Here is a 20,236-nt window from a genome sequence, read left to right on the forward strand (position 1 = left end):
CATTGTCCCGTACCCGCCGCACTACTCGGCCTGAAGCACCAGCAGCGCCAGATCGTCCTCCGGCGGACGCCCCCCGAACTCGTGCACCAGCCTCCGGATCCGCTCCGCAATCAGCTCGGCGTTCAACCCCGCACAACCGGCCAGCGCCGCCGCGAGGCCGTCACCGTCGTCGAACTGGCGGGAGCCACTGCGCCGCTCCGTCACCCCGTCCGTGACGCACAGCAGGGTGTCGCCGGAGCGCAGCTCGAAGGTCTCGCTGGTGTAGGTCGCGTCCTCGACGACGCCGAGGAGGGTCTGGGGCTGGGCGACGGTGTGCACCTCGCCGTCCTCGCCCAGCAGCAGCGGCAGCGGGTGGCCCGCGGAGGCGAGGGTGCAGCGGATGCCGCCCTCGAAGGGGGTCAGCTCGCCGTAGAGCAGGGACAGGAAGCGGGTCTGCGGGCCGTCGCCGGGCGGGGCCGGGCCGGCCAGGGCGCGGGCGGCGGCGTCGGCGGCCTCGGTGGCGTCGTCGAGGAGCAGCTGGTTGAGGCGGTCGAGGACGTCGGAGACGCGGTAGCCCTCGCGGGCCAGGAGACGCAGCCAGGGGCGCGCGATGCCGATCACCACCGCCGCCTCGGGGCCCTTGCCCTGGACGTCACCGATGGCGAAGCACCAGCGGCCGTCGCGGGCCGGGAACAGGTCGTAGAAGTCGCCGCTCGGACCGCCCTTGTCGCAGGGTTCGTAGACCAGCGCACTGGCCACTCCGGGGATCTCCGCGACGGCGCCGGGCAGCAGCCCGCGCTGGAGGACCCGGCTGATGGTGGCCTGGCGGGCGTACTGGCGGGCCGCCCCGATGGCGAGGGCCACACGGCGGCTGAGGTCCTCCACGAGCCCGGTGACCTCGTCGGGGAAACGCACCAGATCGCTGCGCCCGATGACCAGCGTGCCCAGCGGGTGACCGCCCGCGATCAGGCGGTACGCGAGCGCCGTGCCGTGCGCGTGGCGTGCGCCGAGCGCCTCGCCCGGCCAGGGATAGGGGACGGGCCCGGTGCGGTGGTGGTCGGCCGGCAGCGGCGGCTCCTTCTCCAGGGTCCGGCGCAGCTCCTCGATGAGGTTCTCGGCGCTGTGCCAGACCCGGGCGAGCCGTGGTCCGGTGCCCGCGGTGCCGTCCGCCGCCCAGCCGGCCCCGCCCGCCGCCTCGCCGGAGCGGGGGTACCCCCAGCGCCCGGCGACCTCGTCCTCCAGCCACACCGCGCACCAGTCCGCGAGCCGCGGCACGATCAGCTGCCCGGCGAGCGCGGCGACGAGGTTCTCGTCGAGCTGCCCGGCCAGCAGGTCGGAAGCCTCGGCGAGGAAGGACAGGGCGCCCCGGTTGAGCCAGTCCCGCTCCCGCTCGGCGCGATGGGGGTACCCGCGATCGAGCGGATTCGAGTGCGGGGGAGGCTCGGGCGCGAGGATCTCGGCGACGCGCAGCCCACGCTCCAGCGCGCGCTCCTCGGCGTACGCCTCTATGCCGTCCTTGGCCGCCACGGGGTCCTCGGCGGGCAGCCGCGCCCACACGGTCTTGGCGCCGGTGCGATAGGTGACGCCCCACGACTCCGCGAGCCGTGACACCAGCCGCAGCCCGCGCCCGTACTCCGGGGTCTCGTACGGCGTCTCCGGCTCGCCGTCGCGGGGGGCGCGCGAGGGGTGGTGGTCGAGGACCTCGACGAGCAGGGCGCCGGTGTCGTCCAGGTGGCAGGTGAGCTCCAGATCGGTACCGGCGTGCACCACGGCGTTGGTGACGAGTTCGCTGACGGCCACGACCGCGTCGTCGACGAGGCGGTCGCTCAGGTGCTCGGTGCCGGGGAGACCGGAGGCGGCCCATTCGGTGAGGGCGTTGCGTACAAGAGTGCGAGCGGAGCCCGGGGAGAGAGGGGTGCCGGGGAGCGTGGTGCGGGTCATCGCGCGCCCGGTCTCCTGCGCAGGCGCATCACAGGCACGGGTGACGGTCTCCCGTTGCGCCGGAATGGCCCCCATCTACAGCTCCCCGAACGGTTCGCACGAATACGCCTCAGCGGACGCCGACAGAGTGACAGACTGGCCACGCCCATAAGCACCGAGTTACCGAAGTGGGCCGCCATGAGTGAGAACCGTGCTACGCGTGTGCTCGAAGACGGACAGAAAGACGGTCAAATTCGAGCATCGGAGCTGCGCCCGCTGCTCGCCGCGATGACCGCGGCCCGGGACGGCGACTTCCGCAGGCTCCCGGAGACCGGTGAGGGAGTGGTGGCCGAGCTGACGGCCGTGTTCAACCAGATCATGGACCGCAGCACCCACTTCAACGGTGAAGTGCAGCGGGTCAAAAGGGAGTTGATCCGGCACGGCCGCCTCGACGAACGGCTGTCGGCGAGCCCCGGGCCGGGCGACTGGACGACCCGCGTCAACGATGTCAACCATGTGCTCGACGCCCTGGTGGCGCCGGCGGCGAACGCTACGCGTGTTCTCGACGCGGTGGCCGGCGGCGACCTGACCCAGCGCGTCGACCTGCACGACGGCAGCCGCCAGTTACGCGGTGACCTGCGCCGGCTCGGGCGGGCCGTGAACAAGATGGTCGACCAGCTCTCCCTGTTCACCGGCGAGGTCACGCGGGTGGCCCGCGAGGTGGGCACCGAGGGCCGGCTCGGTGGCCGGGCCAAGGTGACGGGTCTGTCGGGCAGTTGGCGGGACGTGACCGAGGCGGTCAACGCGATGGCGTCCCGGCTGACCGCCCAGGTGCGGGACATCGCGGCGGTGACGACGGCCGTGGCCCGCGGCGACCTGACCCGCACGGTCACCGTCGAGGCGACCGGCGAGCTGCTGGAACTGAAGCTGACCGTGAACACGATGGTGGACCAGCTGTCCGCCTTCGCCGACGAGGTCACCCGCGTGGCCCGCGAGGTCGGCACGGAAGGGCAGCTCGGCGGGCGCGCTCAGGTGCGAGGGGTCTCCGGGGTCTGGAAGGACCTCACCGACAACGTCAACTTCATGGCGTCGAACCTGACCTCCCAGGTCCGCAACATCGCCCAGGTGACGACGGCCGTGGCCAACGGCGACCTGTCGCAGAAGATCACGGTGGACGCGCAGGGCGAGATCCTCGAACTCAAGTCGACAATCAACACGATGGTGGACCAGCTCTCCGCCTTCGCCGACGAGGTCACCCGCGTCGCCCGCGAGGTCGGCACCGAGGGCAACCTCGGCGGCCGGGCCCAGGTGCGAGGCGTCTCCGGCGTCTGGAAGGACCTCACCGACAACGTCAACTTCATGGCGGACAATCTGACTTCGCAGGTCCGCAACATCGCCCTGGTCTCCACCGCCGTCGCCCAGGGCGACCTCGGCAAGAAGATCACGGTGGAGGCGAAGGGCGAGATCCTGGAGCTGAAGTCGACCATCAACACGATGGTGGACCAGCTCTCCGCCTTCGCCGACGAGGTCACCAGGGTCGCCCGCGAGGTCGGCACCGAGGGCAACCTCGGCGGTCAGGCCCAGGTGCGAGGCGTCTCCGGCGTCTGGAAGGACCTCACCGACAACGTCAACTTCATGGCGCTGAACCTGACTTCGCAGGTCCGCAACATCGCGCAGGTGACGACCGCCGTGGCCAACGGCGACCTGTCCAAGAAGATCACCGTCGACGCGCGCGGCGAGATCCTCGAACTGAAGGACACCGTCAACACGATGGTCCAGCAGCTGCGTGCCTTCGCCGACGAGGTCACGCGTGTCGCCCGCGAGGTCGGCACCGACGGCCGGCTCGGCGGCCGGGCCCAGGTGCTGGGCGTCTCCGGTGTCTGGCGGGATCTGACCGACAACGTCAACTACATGGCGGACAACCTGACTTCGCAGGTCCGCAACATCGCCCAGGTCACCACCGCCGTCGCCAACGGCGACCTCTCCAAGAAGATCGACGTGGACGCGCGCGGCGAGATCCTGGAGCTGAAGACCGCCATCAACACGATGGTCGACACCCTCTCCTCCTTCTCCTCCGAGGTCACCCGCGTGGCCCGCGAGGTGGGCTCCGAGGGCCAGCTCGGCGGCCAGGCCCGGGTGGAGGGCGTGTACGGCACCTGGAAGCGCCTGACGACCAACGTGAACGAGCTGGCGTCGAACCTGACCACCCAGGTCCGGGCGATCGCCGAGGTCGCCTCCGCGGTGGCCCAGGGCGACATGTCCCGCTCGATCACGGTCGAGACCCGCGGCGAGGTGGCCGAGCTCAAGGACAACATCAACCTGATGGTGGCCAACCTGCGCGAGACGACCCGCGCCAAGGACTGGCTGGAGTCGAACTTGGCCCGGCTCGCCGCCCTGATGCAGGGCCACCGCGACCTGATGGAGGTCGCCGACCTGCTGCTGCGCGAGCTGACACCACTGGTGAACGCCCAGTACGGCGCGTTCTTCCTGGCCGACCCGGACGAGGAGAGCGCCGCGCTGCGCACCACCGTTCCGGCGAAGGGGCTGGCGTTCATCGCGGGGTACGGCTCGGCCCAGGGCACGACCATCGAGACCGGCGGCCTCCCGGTGCACGGCCTGGTGCGGCAGGCGGCCCGCGAGAAGAAGCGGATTCTCGTCGAGGAGGCACCGCCGGACTACATCAAGATCAACAGCGGGCTGGGCGAGGCGGCACCGTCCAGCGTCGTGATCATCCCGATCCTCTTCGAGGACAAGCTGCTCGGGGTGATCGAGCTGGCATCCTTCTCCCGCTTCTCCGATGTGCACCTGGCGTTCTTCGACCAGTTCGTGAACACCATCGCCGTCGCGATCAACACGATCATCGCCAACTCCCGTACGGAGTCCCTGCTGGGCGAGTCCCAGCGGCTGGCCATGCAGCTCCAGGAACGTTCGGACGAACTCCAGATGCAGCAGGCGGAGTTGCAGCGCTCGAACGCCGAACTGGAGGAGAAGGCGGCCCTGCTGGCGACGTCGTCCCAGTACAAGTCGGAGTTCCTCGCGAACATGTCGCACGAGCTGCGCACACCGCTGAACTCACTGCTGATCCTGGCCCGTCTGCTGTCGGACAACCCGGACGGCCATCTCTCCGACCAGGAGGTGCAGTTCGCGACGACGATCCACCGCTCCGGCTCGGACCTGCTCCAGCTGATCAACGACATCCTGGACCTGTCCAAGATCGAGGCCGGCCGGATGGACGTACGCCCGAAGCGGCTGCCGCTGATCAAGCTGCTCGACTACGTCCACGCCACGTTCCGCCCGCTCACCCTGGACCGCGGGCTGGCCTTCGACGTGGCGGTCGGCGAGGACGTACCGCGCGAGATGTACTCGGACGAGCAGCGCCTCCAGCAGATCCTGCGCAACCTCCTCTCCAACGCGATCAAGTTCACCGCCTCGGGCAAGGTCGAGCTGCGCGTGAACCGGGTGAAGGACCCCGACCACCAGTACGTCCGCGAGGGCGACGAGGTGATCGCGTTCGCGGTGTCCGACACCGGGATCGGCATCGCGGCGGAGAAGCTCCCGGTGATCTTCGAGGCGTTCCAGCAGGCCGACGGCACGACCAACCGCAAGTACGGCGGCACCGGCCTCGGCCTGTCCATCAGCCGCGAGATCGCCGGCCTGCTGGGCGGCCGTATCGTCGCCGAGAGCGAGCCCGGCAAGGGCTCCACGTTCACGCTGTACGTCCCGGTCGTCAGCCCCGGTCACGCCGCCACCGGCCCGGCCCTTGAGAACCGTCCGCTGCCGGTGCCGGAGCAGCTGTCGGCCGAGCCGTTCCAGGCCTCGCACGACGCGGACGACTCGTGGCCGACGCCGACCAAGCTGGAGGCGTGGCAGACCGGACGCGCGGGCCGGGTGCTGCCGGGCCGGCGGGTGCTGATCGTGGACGACGACATCCGCAACGTCTTCGCGCTCACCCATGTCCTGGGCCGGGTCGGCATGCCGGTCCTGTACGCGGAGAACGGCCGTGAGGGCATCGAGACCCTGGAGCGCGCCCCGGACGTCGAACTCGTCCTGATGGACATCATGATGCCGGAGATGGACGGATACGAGACGATCTCCGCCATCCGCCGCACCCCTCGCTGGACGGACCTGCCCATCGTCGCGCTGACCGCGAAGGCCATGCCCGGGGACCGGGAGAAGTCCATCGCCCGGGGCGCCAATGACTACGTACCGAAACCGGTGGACGTGGATCAGCTGCTCACCGTCGTCTGCGACCTCCTGGACCCCGAGGGCGCGGCCGGTACGGCGCCGGACGCCACCACGGAAACGGCGGTTCCGCCGACGACTGAATGAGGCCAACTCACCATGAGCGCTGAGGCAATGACCGACGAACGTGCCGGCATCCTCCTTGTCGACGACATGGAGGACAACCTGATCGCGCTGGAAGCGGTACTGGGGTCCCTCAACGAGCCGCTCGTCCGCGCGCGTTCGGGCGAGGAGGCGATGAAGGCACTGTTGCGCCGGCGCTTCGCGCTGGTCCTGCTCGACGTACGGATGCCAGGCATGGACGGCTTCGAGACGGCCGCCAACATCAAACGCCTCGACCAGACCAAGGACGTCCCGATCATATTCCTGACCGGCGCGGAGGACGAGCCCGGCTACGCCTTCCGCGGCTACGCCACGGGCGCCGCCGACTATCTGACCAAGCCGTTCGACCCTTGGGTGCTACGCGCGAAGGTGACGGTCTTCCTGGACCTGCACCGCAAGAAACGGCAGCTGGAGCGCCTGCTGAGCCGTGAGCATCTCCAGAGCAAGGAGCTGAGCGCCCAGTTGGCGGCGTTGGAGGAACAGCTCTCCGACACCGACCCGGACCTGACCGACCTGCGGGCGAGGGTCCATGAGATACGCCGTCTGGTCGGATGAGGGGCGCTGTGCCCGACCCCTCGCAGGTGCGAGGGACCGCGCGACCGGCGACGCCTGACCGGCGGCCGCCACGCGATCCCCCACCACCCCTCAGGCCTCGCGCGTACCCGAGTACATCTCGTCGATCAGGTGCTTGTACTCCCGCTCCACGACCGGCCGCTTCAGCTTCAGGCTGGGCGTGATCTCCCCGTGCTCGACGTCGAGGTCACGCGGCAGCAGCCGGAACTTCTTGATGGTCTGCCACTTCTGCAAGCCCTCGTTGAGCTGCTTGACGTATCCCTCGACCATCGCCACGGTCGTCGGCGCGGCCACCACGTCGGCGTACGGCTTTCCGCCGAGCCCGTTCTCCTCGGCCCACTGGAGGATCGCGACCTCGTCCAGCGCGATCAGTGCCGTGCAGAAGTTCCGGTCGGCCCCGTGCACCAGGATGTTGGAGACGTACGGGCAGACCGCCTTGAACTGTCCCTCGACCTCGGCGGGCGCGATGTACTTGCCGCCGGACGTCTTGATGAGGTCCTTCTTGCGGTCGGTGATCCGCAGATAGCCGTCGGGCGACAGCTCGCCGATGTCACCGGTGTGGAACCAGCCGTCGGCCTCCAGCACCTCGGCGGTCTTGTCAGGCAGCCCGTGGTAGCCCTCCATGATGCCGGGGCCGCGCAGCAGGATCTCGCCGTCGTCGGCGATACGGACCTCGGTGCCGGGCAGCGGCTTGCCGACCGTGCCGGTGCGGTAGGCCTCGCCCGGGTTCACGAAGGACGCGGCCGAGGACTCGGTGAGGCCGTAGCCCTCCAGGATGTGGATACCGGCGCCGGCGAAGAAGTAGCCGATCTCCGGCGCGAGCGCGGCACTGCCGGAGACACAGGCGCGCAGGTTGCCGCCGAAGGCCTCGCGGATCTTGGCGAACACGAGGGTGTCGGCGACCTTGTGCTTGGCGGCGAGGCCGAAGGGCGCGGAGTGGCTGCCGGTGCGCCGGAAGTTGTCCTGGGTGACCTTGGCGTACTCGCGGGCGACCTCGGCGGCCCACTGGAAGATCTTGTACTTGGCGCCGCCGCCGGCGCGGGCCTTGGCGGCGACCCCGTTGTAGACCTTCTCGAAGATGCGCGGCACGGCCGCCATGTACGTCGGCTGCACGACCGGCAGATTCTCGATGATCTTGTCGACGCGGCCGTCGACGGCGGTGACGTGCCCGACCTCGATCTGGCCGGAGGTGAGCACCTTGCCGAAGACGTGCGCGAGCGGCAGCCACAGGTACTGCACGTCCTCCGCGCCGACCAGACCGGTCGCGGCGATCGCCTTCGCCATGTACGACCAGTTGTCGTGCGGCAGCCGTACGCCCTTGGGGCGGCCGGTGGTGCCGGAGGTGTAGATCAGGGTGGCCAGCTGGTCCTTGGTGATCGCGCCGACCCGCTGCTTGATCAGCTCGGGGTCCTTCTCCAGCCGGGCCGCGCCACGGGCCTCCAGCTCGGGGAGGGTGAGGATCCAGTCGGCGGTCTCGACGCCGGCCGGGTCGATCACCACGACATGGGTGAGGTTCGGCAGCTCGGCGCGCTTCTCGACCGCCTTGGCCAGCTGCGCCGCGTCCTCGGCGATCAGCACCCGGCTCTCGGAGTCGGAGAGGATGAACGCCGACTCCTCGGCGTTGGTCTGCGGATAGACCGTGGTCGTCGCCGCGCCGGCGCACATGATGCCCAGGTCGGCCAGTATCCACTCGATCCGGGTGGAGGAGGCGAGGGCCACCCGCTGCTCGGGCTGGACGCCCAGCTCGATGAGCCCGGCCGCGATGGCGTAGACGCGCTCCGCGGCCTGCGCCCAGTTCAGCGACTTCCACTCGTCCGCGCCCTGCCCCGAGGGCGGTGCGACGGGATAGCGGTATGCCTCGGCGTCCGGTGTGGCCGCCACACGCTCCAGGAAGAGGGCCGCCACGCTCGGCGGACGGTTCTCGATCAGTGTCTGTGTGTCGCTCACGACATCCTCCGGGGCCCGCGACTGTGCGGCTGACGTGCGGCTGGTTCCACTCGCGTTGTTTAACTCGCGAGTAACTATCGAGCAGGGATCAGAGTAAAGGTCGGCGGCCCGGTGCGTAAGAGCCCGCGGCCTGTCACTTCCTCCAGATCGTCACCTCCGACACATACAGGGGCCCACCGCACTTTCGTACGGCGGACCCCTGTTGCGGCGATTTGCCGGGTCACCCGGTCTTACCTGCGGTTACTTCTTGCCCTTGCCCGACCCCGCGCTGTCATCGCTGCTCAGCACGGCGATGAAGGCCTCCTGCGGAACCTCCACGGAACCCACCATCTTCATCCGCTTCTTGCCTTCCTTCTGCTTCTCCAGCAGCTTGCGCTTACGGGAGATGTCACCGCCGTAGCACTTGGCGAGGACGTCCTTGCGGATGGCGCGGATGGTCTCGCGGGCGATGACCCGGGAGCCGATGGCGGCCTGGATCGGCACCTCGAAGGCCTGCCGCGGGATGAGCTCGCGCAGCTTGGCGACCAGGCGCACCCCGTACGCGTACGCGGCGTCCTTGTGGGTGATCGCCGAGAAGGCGTCCACCTTGTCGCCGTGCAGCAGGATGTCGACCTTGACCAGGCTGGAGGTCTGCTCGCCGGTGGGCTCGTAGTCCAGCGAGGCGTACCCGCGCGTCTTGGACTTCAACTGGTCGAAGAAGTCGAAGACGATCTCGGCGAGTGGCAGGGTGTAGCGGATCTCCACCCGGTCCTCGGAGAGGTAGTCCATGCCCAGCAGGGTGCCGCGCCGGGTCTGGCACAGCTCCATGATCGAGCCGATGAACTCGCTCGGCGCGAGGATCGTGGCGCGTACGACGGGCTCGTACACGTCGTTGATCTTGCCCTCGGGGAACTCGCTCGGGTTGGTGACGGTGTGCTCGCTGCCGTCCTCCATCACGACCCGGTAGACCACGTTGGGCGCGGTGGCGATCAGGTCGAGGCCGAACTCGCGCTCCAGCCGCTCCCGGATCACATCGAGGTGCAGCAGACCCAGGAAACCGACGCGGAAGCCGAAGCCGAGGGCCGCGGAGGTCTCCGGCTCGTAGACGAGCGCGGCGTCGTTGAGCTGGAGCTTGTCCAGGGCCTCGCGCAGCTCGGGGTAGTCGGAGCCGTCCAGCGGATAGAGACCGGAGAAGACCATGGGCTTGGGGTCCTTGTACCCGCCCAGCGCCTCCGTGGCGCCCTTGTGCTGGCTGGTGACGGTGTCACCGACCTTGGACTGGCGGACGTCCTTCACTCCGGTGATCAGATAGCCCACCTCGCCGACGCCGAGGCCGTCGGCGGGCAGCATCTCGGGCGAGTTCGTCCCGATCTCCAGCAGCTCATGGGTGGCGCCGGTCGACATCATCTTGATGCGCTCGCGCTTGTTGAGCTGGCCGTCGATGACACGGACGTAGGTCACGACACCGCGGTAGGAGTCGTAGACCGAGTCGAAGATCATGGCGCGCGCGGGCGCGTCCTGGACGCCGACCGGCGGCGGGATCTCGGCGACGACCTTGTCCAGCAGCGCCTCGACGCCGAGACCGGTCTTCGCGGACACCTTCAGCACGTCGCCGGGCTCGCAGCCGACGAGGTTGGCGAGCTCCTCGGAGAACTTCTCGGGCTGCGCGGCCGGCAGATCGATCTTGTTCAGCACGGGGATGATCTGGAGGTCGTTCTCCATCGCCAGGTACAGGTTGGCGAGGGTCTGGGCCTCGATGCCCTGGGCGGCGTCGACGAGGAGGATGGTGCCCTCGCAGGCGGCGAGCGACCGTGAGACCTCGTAGGTGAAGTCGACGTGCCCCGGGGTGTCGATCATGTTGAGGATGTGCGTGTTGTTCTCGTCGTGGGTGGGAGCCCACGGCAGACGCACCGCCTGGGACTTGATCGTGATGCCGCGCTCGCGCTCGATGTCCATACGGTCGAGGTACTGAGCACGCATCTGCCGCTGCTCGACCACGCCGGTCAGCTGGAGCATCCGGTCGGCGAGCGTGGACTTGCCGTGGTCGATGTGCGCGATGATGCAGAAATTGCGGATCAGAGCCGGGTCGGTACGGCTCGGCTCGGGCACATTCTTAGGGGTCGCGGGCACGCAGGGTCCTGTCTCTTGAGGCGCCTTATGCCTCGGGTCGGATCTATACGTAGGCTCCATGGTCCCATGGGCGGCGGACTGGGACCGGTTTGGGCCATTCTCCGGCCCACTGGTAGCCTGGGTGGCTGTGTCTCATGCCCTCTCAGCGCGAGGCACACCCCAAGAAAATCACCGGTACGGGTCGCGTGCGGCCTCGTACCAGAACCTGAAAAGGCTCATTCGTGGCGAACATCAAGTCCCAGATCAAGCGGATCAAGACCAACGAGAAGGCTCGGCTGCGCAACAAGGCCGTCAAGTCCTCCCTGAAGACCGCGATCCGCAAGGCCCGCGAGGCCGCTGCCGCGGGTGACGTGGAGAAGGCCACCGAGTACCAGCGCGCTGCGGCGCGTCAGCTCGACAAGGCCGTCTCCAAGGGCGTCATCCACAAGAACCAGGCCGCCAACAAGAAGTCGGCGCTTGCTTCGAAGGTCACCTCCCTCAAGGGCTGACACTCTCTGATCTGACCGCCGGAGGGAATCGAGCGGGCCCTCTCTCATCCGCTCCCGTCCGGCACCCCGAGCCTGTACGCGGCCTGCGTTCGCCACGCGGGTACGGGCTCAACATCGTGAACCGAAGGCCCCGGCCACCGTCCTTCCCCAGGACGGGTGCCGGGGCCTTCGGTATTCCCTTGGTCCCGGGGCCCCTGCTCCTGGGCCCTGCTTGTTTTGGCCCTGCCCATCCAGGCAGGTGTCACGACCAGAAGTCGTTCATCCGGTCCATGTCCGCGACGCACTCGTCGAGATCGCTGACCTTGTCCCCCACGACACGGAAGACAATGGCCGCGTCCTCGTCGAGGCGCTTGCCCTGCCGATCCGCCGTGACGTGGTGTACGGCGACCACATGGCCCCGGCCGTCGACGAGTATGGTGCGCGGTTCGACCCGCATCGTCCCGGCGGTCTCCTCGAAGAGCCGGCCGTACATCTCGATGATCGCGTCCTGGCCCTTGAAGTCACCCGACAACGCGTGGCTGCCGGGCACATGCTGCGTGCAGTCCGTTGTCATCAGCCCGCGAAGGGCGTCCATGTCACCGCTGGCGAAGGCTTCGTAGCCCTTGCGGACGAGAGTTGCGTGCGGGTGTTCAGCCATGTCCGATCGCCACCTTCCGTACGGTCCGGCGATTTACGGCCGATACGCCCGATTCTCCTCTCCTCCCCCAGGGCCTGCCGTTTGGATCAGGTCGGCTGCGAGGTACCGCGCCTCCGGCAGACCCTGCGACACCGGCATGATCCGAGCGACAGGGCCTAGCCCCGCCCTCTGGACCGAGCGGGGTCTGATGCGTGCAGCTGCAAGGCGGAGGAGGGAGTCGACGCGGAGCGTCGGCGAGTGACGACAACGCGGCAGATGTGCGTGCCAGGCCCCGCTCGGGCCGGCATGATCCAAACGACAGGCCCTAGCCCCGCCCTCTGGACCGAGCGGCCCGCGCGATGGTCACCACCGCCTTCTCCAGGGCGTACTCCGGGTCGTCCCCGCCGCCCTTCACACCCGCGTCCGCCTCGGCGACCGCACGCAACGCCACCGCGACTCCGTCCGGCGTCCACCCCCGCATCTGCTGACGGACGCGGTCGATCTTCCAGGGCGGCATGCCCAGCTCACGCGCCAGGTCGGCGGGACGGCCACCGCGGGCCGAGGACAGCTTGCCGATGGCCCGCACGCCCTGGGCGAGCGCGCTGGTGATCAGGACGGGTGCCACGCCCGTCGTCAGCGACCACCGCAGCGCCTCCAGCGCCTCCGCTGCCCGCCCCTCGACCGCCCGGTCGGCGACGGTGAAGCTCGACGCCTCGGCCCGACCGGTGTAGTACCGCCCGACCACGGCCTCGTCGATGGTCCCCTCGACGTCGGCGACCAGCTGGCTCACCGCGGACGCCAGCTCACGCAGATCGCTTCCGATGGCGTCGACCAGCGACTGGCAGGCCTCGGGTGTCGCGGACCGTCCGGTCGCCCGGAACTCCTGCCGGACGAACGCCAGCCGGTCCGCCGGCTTGGTCATCTTCGGGCACGCCACCTCCCGCGCCCCCACCTTGCGCGCGGCGTCGAGCAGCTTCTTGCCCTTGGCCTGCCCGGCGTGCAAAAGCACCAGCGTGATCTCCTCGGCGGGCGCCGCGAGATACGCCGTCACGTCCTTGATCGTGTCGGCCGACAGATCCTGCGCATTGCGTACGACGACAACCTTGCGCTCCGCGAACAGCGAGGGGCTGGTCAGCTCGGCCAACGTGCCGGGCTGCAACTGCTCCGGGGTCAGGTCCCGCACATCCGTGTCCGCGTCGGCGGCCCTGGCGGCGACCACCACCTCCCGCACGGCACGGTCGAGCAGCAGCTCCTCCTGACCCACGGCGAGGGTCACGGGGGCGAGGGGATCGTCGTTCGCACTCTTCTTGGCCATCGCGACAAGGATGGCACGCGCCACTGACATCCCCTGCCGAGGCGGGAAGACCCACAGCAGCGGCACCTTCCGGCCTCGATCGTGATGCCGCGCCCGCGCTCGACGTCCCCGCGGTCACCGAGCTACGGCTCCGCCGGCTACGGCTCCTCCCGCCACCCGTCCCACTCCCCCGCGAACTCGTCCAGCTCCCCGGAGTCCAGCCGCTCCTTCTCGTCCCGCAGCAGTACGAGCCACTGCGCGTCCTCGGCATCGTCCTCCCCGGCCAGCGCGTCGCGTACCAGCCGCGGCTCCTCGTCGATGCCGAACCGCTCCCCGAGCGCCTCCGCGGCCTCCTCCGCCGCATCACGGTCGGGCAGCACCAGCACATGTCTCACATCGCTCACGGTGCCATTCTCGGGCACCCGCAATCAGCGACCGCGCTCGGGCGGGCTCACCGTCGGCACCCGGTCCAGCTCGATCCCGAACCGCTCCCGGTACATCCGCAGCACCTCCTCGTCCGTGCCCAACTCCCGCTCCTCACGAGTCCCGTCCGCCGCCGTCGCCTTGAACGTACGGCCGCTGAGCGTGATCCGCCCTCCCTCCTCCGTCACCCGTGAGCACACCAGCGACTGCGTGAAGTGCGAGACCGGTGAGGTGCTGTGCCACCACGCCCCCGCCACGAAGTCGCCGAGCGCCCGCGGCCGCCGGTCCAGCCGGTACTGCGGGCTGCCGTCCATGACGACGTCCAGGTCCGTCGCCTCCACCACGTCGTGCCCGCCCCGCACCCCGGCCGCGTCCGGCCCGGCCTCCACGACCCGGAACACACCCGCCGGATCCAGCTGCTCACCCCGCGCCTCGAACGCCAGCGGATAGTGGCTGTGCGCCCCGAAACCGACGTCCGCCAGCCACGCGCCCCCGTCCACGGTCCCCACCTTCAGCGCCATGTGGTCGTAGGGGATCCCGAGCCGCTCCTCCTTGCCGTAGACCCGACCCGCGAGCCGCGTCACATCGAAGCCGAGCGCGCCGAGCAACGCCCCGAACGCCCCGTTCAGTTCGTAGCAGAACCCGCCCCGTCGCGCGCCCACCACCTTGTCCCACAGCCGCTTCTCCTCCAGCACGATCTCCTCGCCGAGGTGGATCGACAGGTTCTCGAACGGCACCGTCTGAAGATGGCGCAGTTGCAGCTCACGCAGCACGTCCACGGTGGGCCACGCCGGGTGCTCGACTCCCAGGCGCCGGAGATAGGCATCAACCTCTACGGAATCCATGCCCTCAGTCTCCCGCCACGGTGAGCTCCGCGCCCGTACCCGCGACCGCGATCGCCCCGTCCTCGTCCGTCCGCAGCACCACCGCGCCCTGCGCCCGCAGCGCCGCGACGGTGCCGGGGGCCGGGTGCCCGTACGGGTTGTCCTCCCCGCAGGAGATCAGTGCCAGCCTGGGCGCCGCCCGGCGTATGAGCTCCGGGTCCTGGTAGGCCGAGCCGTGGTGGGCGACCTTCAGCACGTCCACGCCGGCCAGCAGCGCCGCGTCCGGCGATCTCAACAGCGCCCGCTGGGCGGGGGGTTCCAGATCCCCGAGCAGCAGCAGCCGCAGTCCCGCCGAGCGGGCGAGCAGGGTGACGCTGGAGTCGTTCGGGCCGTCGGGGGCCAGGGCGGGGTGGGCCGGCGGCCACAGCACCTGCCAGCTCAACGAGCCGGTGCGCCGCTCCTCCCCGGCCGCGGCCCGCGTCACGGGAACGCGCCGGACGGCCGCCTCCCTCCGTACGAACTCCACCTGGTCCACGGGCTCTTCGTGTCCCGTGGTCTCGATCGCGCCCACCTCGCGCCCGCGCAGGACGCCGGGCAGGCCCGCCACATGGTCGGCGTGGAAGTGGGTCAGCACCACGAGCGGGATCCGCTTGATGCCGAGCGTGCGCAGACAGCGGTCGACCAGCGTCGGATCGGGGCCGGCGTCCACGACCACACCCGTCCCCTCGCCCGCCGCGAGCACCGTCGCGTCGCCCTGCCCCACATCGCACATCGCGAACCGCCACCCCGGCGGCGGCCACCCCGTGACGACCCTGGTCAGCGGTGGCGGCTGCACCACCGCCAGCAGAAGCAGCGCCCCGCAGACACCGCACCACCAGGGGTGCCGCAGCAGACGCCGGCCGACCAGCAGGACCACCACCGTGGCGAGGGCCAGCAGCGCAGCCCCGGTCCAGCTGCCGGGCCAGTCCACGCCCGCGCCGGGCAGTGCGGCGCCCGTCCGGGCGACGTCCGCGATCCACCCGGCGGGCCAACTCGCGCACCACGCCAGCACCTTGGCCACCGGCATCGCCACCGGCGCCGTGGCCAGCGCCGCGAAGCCCAGCACCGTGGCCGGCGCGATCGCGAACTCCGCGAGCAGATTGCACGGCACCGCCACCAGGCTCACCCGGGCCGACAGCACCGCCACGACCGGCGCGCACAGTGCCTGTGCGGCTGCCGCGGCGGCCAGCGCCTCGGCGAGCCTCGGCGGCACCCCGCGTCCGCGCAGCGCCACGCTCCACCGGGGCGCGAGGGTGAGCAGAGCGCCCGTCGCCAGCACGGAGAGCAGGAAGCCGTAGCTGCGGGCGAGCCACGGGTCGTACAGGACCAGCAGCAGCACGGCCGTCGCCAGCGCGGGGATCAGCGATCTGCGGCGCCCGGTCGCCAGCGCGAGCAGCGCGACGGCGCCACAGGCCGCCGCCCGCAGCACGCTCGGGTCGGGCCGGCACACGACGACGAACGCGAGGGTGAGCGCTCCGCCGAGCAGCGCGGTCGTCCGCAGCGAGACGCCGAGGCGAGGCGCGAGCCCACGGCGCTCCGCAAGTTGTGCCAGGCCGGGTGGGCCGATCAGCAGGGCCAGGATGATCGTGAGATTGCTGCCGGAGACGGCGAGCGTGTGCGCCAGGTCGGTCTCCTTGAAGGCCTGGTCCAGCTCCGGGGTGATCCGCGAGGTGTCGCCCACGACCAGCCCCGGCAGCAAGTCCCGAGCGTCCGCCGGCAGCCCGTCCGTCGCCTCCCGCAGCCCGCCGCGTAACCGCCCCGCCAGCCGCTGCGCCCCCGACGGCTCCCCCACGACCTGGGGCGCGACCGGGTCCCGCACCCGCAGCACGGCCGCGATCCGGTCCCCGCCGACCAGGGCGGGCGCGAGCCGCGCGCTCACCCGCAGACGCGTGGAGGGCAGCAGGCTCAGCCAGGGTGAGGGCTGGCTGGCGGAGGACGGCTGCGGCTGCGTGTCGGCGGCGGGTGGCCGGTCTGGCCGGTCCCCGTCGATGATCATCAACACCGGCGCCCGCGTCACCATCGCCGTGCCGTCCGCCTCCTCAACTCGCCGTACGTCCGCCTCGACCAGCACGGAGGTCGGCGCCATGTGATTGCCCTTGACCCGGGGTCTGGTGAGCCGGGGGTCGGCGGTGAGCTCGACCTCGGCGGTCACCGTGGCGTACTCCCGCGCCAGCCCCGGCACCGGCCCGCGTCGCAGGTCGGCCCCGTGCAGCCCGGCGGAGGCGGCGGCCGCGGCGACGCAGAGCAAGGCGGCGGCGACGGAGGTGCGGTGCCAGGTGCGGTGCCAGGGCGGGCGGACGGACGTCGAGCCCCGTTCGCATGGGGTGGGCAGCACCGGCGGGGAGTCCGGCCCGGTCCCGGTGGGGCGGCCGGCGCCTGTCCCGCTGCCACGCACCAGCAGCAGAACGACTGCCGCCAGCAGGCAGACGACCGCCGTACCGGCAATCCACACCGGCGAGGCGTCCAGCATCAACGCCGCCGTCGCCCAGGCGGCGAGTGCCGGTGGGACGAGACGGAGGTCCGCCGGTCCTTCCTGCCGGGGGTGCGCGGCACCGAGCCGTCGTCCGGATGCGGCGTGGACAGGGGTGCGGGTGGAGGTGGAGGTGGAGGCAAGGTCGGGGACGTGGATGGGGACGAGGTCGGGGACACGGATCTCGCGGTCTTCGCGCCTCATGGCCGTACGAGGTTCCGCAGATCGGCGAAGCGGCGATCACCGATGCCGTTGACGTCACGCAACTCGTCCACGGAGCGGAAGCCGCCGTGCTGGGTGCGGTAGTCGATGATGTGCTGGGCCAGCACCGGGCCGACGCCAGGGAGGGTGTCGAGCTGGTCCACGGTGGCGGTGTTGAGGGAGACCGGCGCGGCGGGTGCCGTGCCGCCGGGGACCGTCGCGCCGCCCGTGCCCGCACCCGGAGCCGTCCCGGGAGCGCCGGCCGGAGCTCCGACGATCACCTGCTCGCCGTCCATCAGGAACCGGGCCCGGTTGAGACCGTCGGTGTCGGTACCTGGGCGCACCCCACCGGCCGCGCGAAGGGCGTCTGCCACGCGCGAGCCCGCCGGCAGCCGATGGATCCCCGGCTCACGCACCTTCCCGCCGACGTCCACCACGATCTCGGCGGCGGCCGAGCCCGGGGCGCCGACCTGCGCACCGGCCGCCGACGCAGCCGGCCCGCTCGGCCCGCCTTGCTCCCCTACCGGTTCGCCCGAGCCGTAAGGAGCCGCTGCCCGCACCACCTCGGGCGCCCGCAAGGGCTGGGATCGCCCCGTCCAGAAGTGCTGCGCCGCGAAACCGGCGGCGAGGACGAGCACCACGGTGAGCGCCAGCACGCTCCGCCGCTCCAGCCCGCACCGCGCCTGAAGCCACAACGGCATCCGCTCCCGCAGCGCCAGCCCGGCCCTCGCCCGCCAATCCCCCGTGCCCGCGTCGTCCCGCTCGGGGGAGACCTCGCGGGACACCTCGGGGGCGGCCCCGGAAGCAACGCCAGTGACGGCCCCTGCCACGTCCGCCCCTACGTCGCCGGCTTCGGCCCGCTCGCCGCCCTCACCCTCCCGGCGTCGAGCACCCTCCTCCCACCCCGGCGGCCCCGTCCCCGACTCCCCTCGTTCCGCGGCCCGTTCGGCGAAGATCACCTCCGCCCGGCGCCGTAGCTCCTCCCCCGAGCCATGGCGCTGCCGGGCCCTCCCCGGGGCCTGCGTGCCTCGTCGGTGCCGGGCGCGGCTGTCGGAGTAGCGGCCGCGGCCCGGACCGCTGCTCACCGTCGTCGTGGCTGTGCGTGTACGTGATCGAAGTGCCATGCGACGAGGATCAGGCACCTCGCCACAACCGCGATGATCTTGCTCAATTTCCGGGGACTACCAGCCAGTTGTGGATAACTCCGTCACCCACACGAGGAGCGTCGCCGCCCGACCCCACCCAACGGACCGCTCAGCGAGGCGAGACCACGACCCCCAGCAGACCGGGCCCGGTATGCGCCCCGATCACCGCTCCGACCTCGCTCACATGCAGGTCGGCCAGCCCCGGCACCCGTGCCCGCAAACGATCCGCCAGCGCCGACGCCCGGTCGGGGGCGGTGAGATGGTGGACCGCGATGTCGACCTGCGCACTGCCCGCCCGGTCGGCCGCGATCTCCTCCAGGCGGGCGATCGCCTTGGACGCCGTCCGTACCTTCTCCAGCGGCCCGATCCGGCCGCCCTCCAGTTGCAGCAGCGGCTTCACCGCGAGCGCGGAGCCCAGCAGCGCCTGGGCGGCGCCGATACGGCCGCCACGACGCAAGTAGTCGAGGGTGTCCACGTAGAAGTAGGCGGCCGTACCCCCGGCCCGTTTCTCGGCCGCCGTCACGGCCTCGTCCACCGTGCCGCCCGCTTCCGCCGCCGCTGCCGCGGCCAGCGCGCAGAACCCGAGCGCCATGGCGACCATCCCGGTGTCCACCACCCGGACCGGCACCGGCGCCTCGCGTGCGGCGAGGACCGCGGCGTCGTAGGTGCCGGAGAGTTCGGCTGACAGGTGCAGGGAGACGATGCCGGTGGCGCCGGCCTCGGCGACCTTGCGGTAGTGCTCCGCGAAGACCTCGGGGCTGGGGCGGGAGGTGGTGACGGGGCGTCGCTTCTGCAACGCCTGGGCGAGGGAACGGGTGGAGATCTCGGTGCCCTCGTCCAGTGCCCGGCCGCCGACGACCACGGTCAGGGGCACCGCTGTGATGCCGTGGCGCTCCATCGTCCGGGGCGGCAGGTAGGCCGTTGAATCGGTGACGATAGCGACATGGCGGGACATGAGCTGGAGGTTACCTGGCGTAGCGCCCGGGCGGCAGCCCGACCCCGCTCAGCCGGTGCAGCCTTGACCGGAGCGGTTCGCGGTCCCGCGCGCTCAAGTCGTGCTCTCGGGGCGGGGTTTCTTCTGCCACGGGTATGTCGGGCGAGGTCCGGGCGGGTTGATGGCGGGCCGCGTCGGTTCCTCGGCCCGCTTCGACCGGGGGGTGTCCGGCCAGGTCTGCTCGGTCGTCGCACCGGACTCGGCGGCGGGGGCCTCCGGCCACGGGGGCGGTGTCGACGACGGCGGGGTCGGCGACGAGGACGCGGCCGTTGCGGCCCCGGTCGTCGAGGACCCGCCCGGCGAAGATCCCGGCGTCGTGGACTCGGTCGTCTGCCAGTGCCGCAGCGCGCCGGTCTCCATGTCGATCTGTGTGCTGAGGGAGTCCAGGTCGTCGGCGGCGAAGCGGTCGGCCCGGTCGCGGACCGCCCAGCGCAGGGAGTCCGCGGCGTGGACGATGCGCTCGGTGCGCTCGCGCAGGTCGGGCACCCGCTCGGCGAGCGTCGAGCGGTCCGGCTCGGACTCCAGGCGCCGCAGTTCGGCGTCCAGTTCGTGCCCGTGTGTGCTGAGGCGCTGGAAGAGGCCGAGGGACTCTCTGAGGGACTCGTCCTCACCCACGCCCGCGTGCAGTGCCTCCTGCGTGGCCCGCATGGAGGTGCGCAGCTTCAGCCGCAGCTGGGCGATCTCGCCGGCCGGACCGGGCTGGGCGAAGGACTTGGCCCGCAGCGTGTGGTTCTCGACCGTGCGCCGTGCGTGGGTGATCGTCTCGTCCACGCGGCGCTTGGCGGCACCTACCACCTTCACCGTGGCGTACGCGCCGAGCGCCACGAAGAGCACGAAGAGCAGGGCGAAAACTGCGATCACTGCTTCCAC

14 protein-coding genes are annotated in these 20,236 nt (G+C 70.9%); 3 read left to right on the top strand and 11 right to left on the bottom strand.

What is annotated here, in order from left to right:
* Positions 1–21: 21 nt before the first annotated feature.
* A complete protein-coding gene (locus tag ACIQWG_RS10850; protein ID WP_404093066.1) occupies positions 22–1,995 on the bottom strand; it encodes a SpoIIE family protein phosphatase in 1,974 nt (657 codons plus the stop codon).
* Between the two features lie 102 nt (positions 1,996–2,097).
* Between ACIQWG_RS10850 and ACIQWG_RS10855 the strand changes: the two genes are divergently transcribed.
* Together ACIQWG_RS10855 and ACIQWG_RS10860 are read left to right on the top strand one after the other, a co-directional pair.
* Positions 2,098–6,228, top strand: a complete 4,131-nt coding sequence (locus ACIQWG_RS10855; protein WP_404093068.1) for a HAMP domain-containing protein — start codon at positions 2,098–2,100, stop codon at positions 6,226–6,228.
* A 12-nt stretch (positions 6,229–6,240) separates the two neighbouring features.
* On the top strand, positions 6,241–6,798 hold the full coding sequence (locus tag ACIQWG_RS10860) for a two-component system response regulator (protein ID WP_404093070.1): 558 nt from the start codon (positions 6,241–6,243) through the stop codon (positions 6,796–6,798).
* Positions 6,799–6,888: 90 nt separating this feature from the next.
* On the opposite strand, the gene ACIQWG_RS10865 is transcribed toward ACIQWG_RS10860, so the two are convergent.
* Together ACIQWG_RS10865 and lepA are read right to left on the bottom strand one after the other, a co-directional pair.
* Positions 6,889–8,763, bottom strand: coding sequence for an AMP-dependent synthetase/ligase (locus ACIQWG_RS10865; RefSeq protein ID WP_404093073.1), 1,875 nt, complete (start codon positions 8,761–8,763; stop codon positions 6,889–6,891).
* A 240-nt stretch (positions 8,764–9,003) separates the two neighbouring features.
* Positions 9,004–10,872, bottom strand: a complete 1,869-nt coding sequence (gene lepA, locus ACIQWG_RS10870; protein WP_404093075.1) for a translation elongation factor 4 — start codon at positions 10,870–10,872, stop codon at positions 9,004–9,006.
* Between the two features lie 221 nt (positions 10,873–11,093).
* On the opposite strand from lepA, the gene rpsT reads away from it, so the two are divergent.
* A complete protein-coding gene (gene rpsT, locus ACIQWG_RS10875) occupies positions 11,094–11,360 on the top strand; it encodes a 30S ribosomal protein S20 (protein WP_099499233.1) in 267 nt (88 codons plus the stop codon).
* Positions 11,361–11,601: 241 nt separating this feature from the next.
* Here the strand turns inward: rpsT and ACIQWG_RS10880 are convergent, their stop codons facing one another.
* The 8 genes from ACIQWG_RS10880 to ACIQWG_RS10915 form a co-directional block, all read right to left on the bottom strand.
* On the bottom strand, positions 11,602–11,997 hold the full coding sequence (locus ACIQWG_RS10880; protein WP_404093078.1) for a nuclear transport factor 2 family protein: 396 nt from the start codon (positions 11,995–11,997) through the stop codon (positions 11,602–11,604).
* 304 nt (positions 11,998–12,301) lie between these two features.
* Positions 12,302–13,291, bottom strand: coding sequence for a DNA polymerase III subunit delta (gene holA, locus ACIQWG_RS10885; RefSeq protein ID WP_404093081.1), 990 nt, complete (start codon positions 13,289–13,291; stop codon positions 12,302–12,304).
* Between the two features lie 137 nt (positions 13,292–13,428).
* The gene (locus ACIQWG_RS10890) at positions 13,429–13,674 is read right to left on the bottom strand and encodes a hypothetical protein (protein WP_404093082.1); all 246 of its coding nucleotides are present in this window, start codon (positions 13,672–13,674) and stop codon (positions 13,429–13,431) included.
* Positions 13,675–13,698: 24 nt separating this feature from the next.
* Complete coding sequence (locus ACIQWG_RS10895; protein WP_404093083.1) at positions 13,699–14,538, bottom strand: arylamine N-acetyltransferase; 840 nt, start codon at positions 14,536–14,538, stop codon at positions 13,699–13,701.
* Between the two features lie 4 nt (positions 14,539–14,542).
* Entirely contained in the window at positions 14,543–17,230 is a 2,688-nt protein-coding gene (locus ACIQWG_RS10900) for a ComEC/Rec2 family competence protein (RefSeq protein WP_404093086.1), read from the bottom strand.
* Positions 17,227–18,351, bottom strand: a complete 1,125-nt coding sequence (locus ACIQWG_RS10905) for a helix-hairpin-helix domain-containing protein (protein WP_404093087.1) — start codon at positions 18,349–18,351, stop codon at positions 17,227–17,229. Before ACIQWG_RS10905 ends, ACIQWG_RS10900 begins: the two co-directional genes overlap by 4 nt.
* 130 nt (positions 18,352–18,481) lie before the next feature.
* Positions 18,482–19,327, bottom strand: coding sequence for a DegV family protein (locus ACIQWG_RS10910; RefSeq protein WP_404093088.1), 846 nt, complete (start codon positions 19,325–19,327; stop codon positions 18,482–18,484).
* A gap of 93 nt (positions 19,328–19,420) precedes the next feature.
* Positions 19,421–20,236 (bottom strand): hypothetical protein, encoded by an 816-nt coding sequence (locus ACIQWG_RS10915; RefSeq protein WP_404093089.1) that lies wholly within the window; start codon positions 20,234–20,236, stop codon positions 19,421–19,423.

It is taken from the genome of Streptomyces sp. NPDC098781 (assembly GCF_044759995.1).
Taxonomy (GTDB): domain Bacteria; phylum Actinomycetota; class Actinomycetes; order Streptomycetales; family Streptomycetaceae; genus Streptomyces.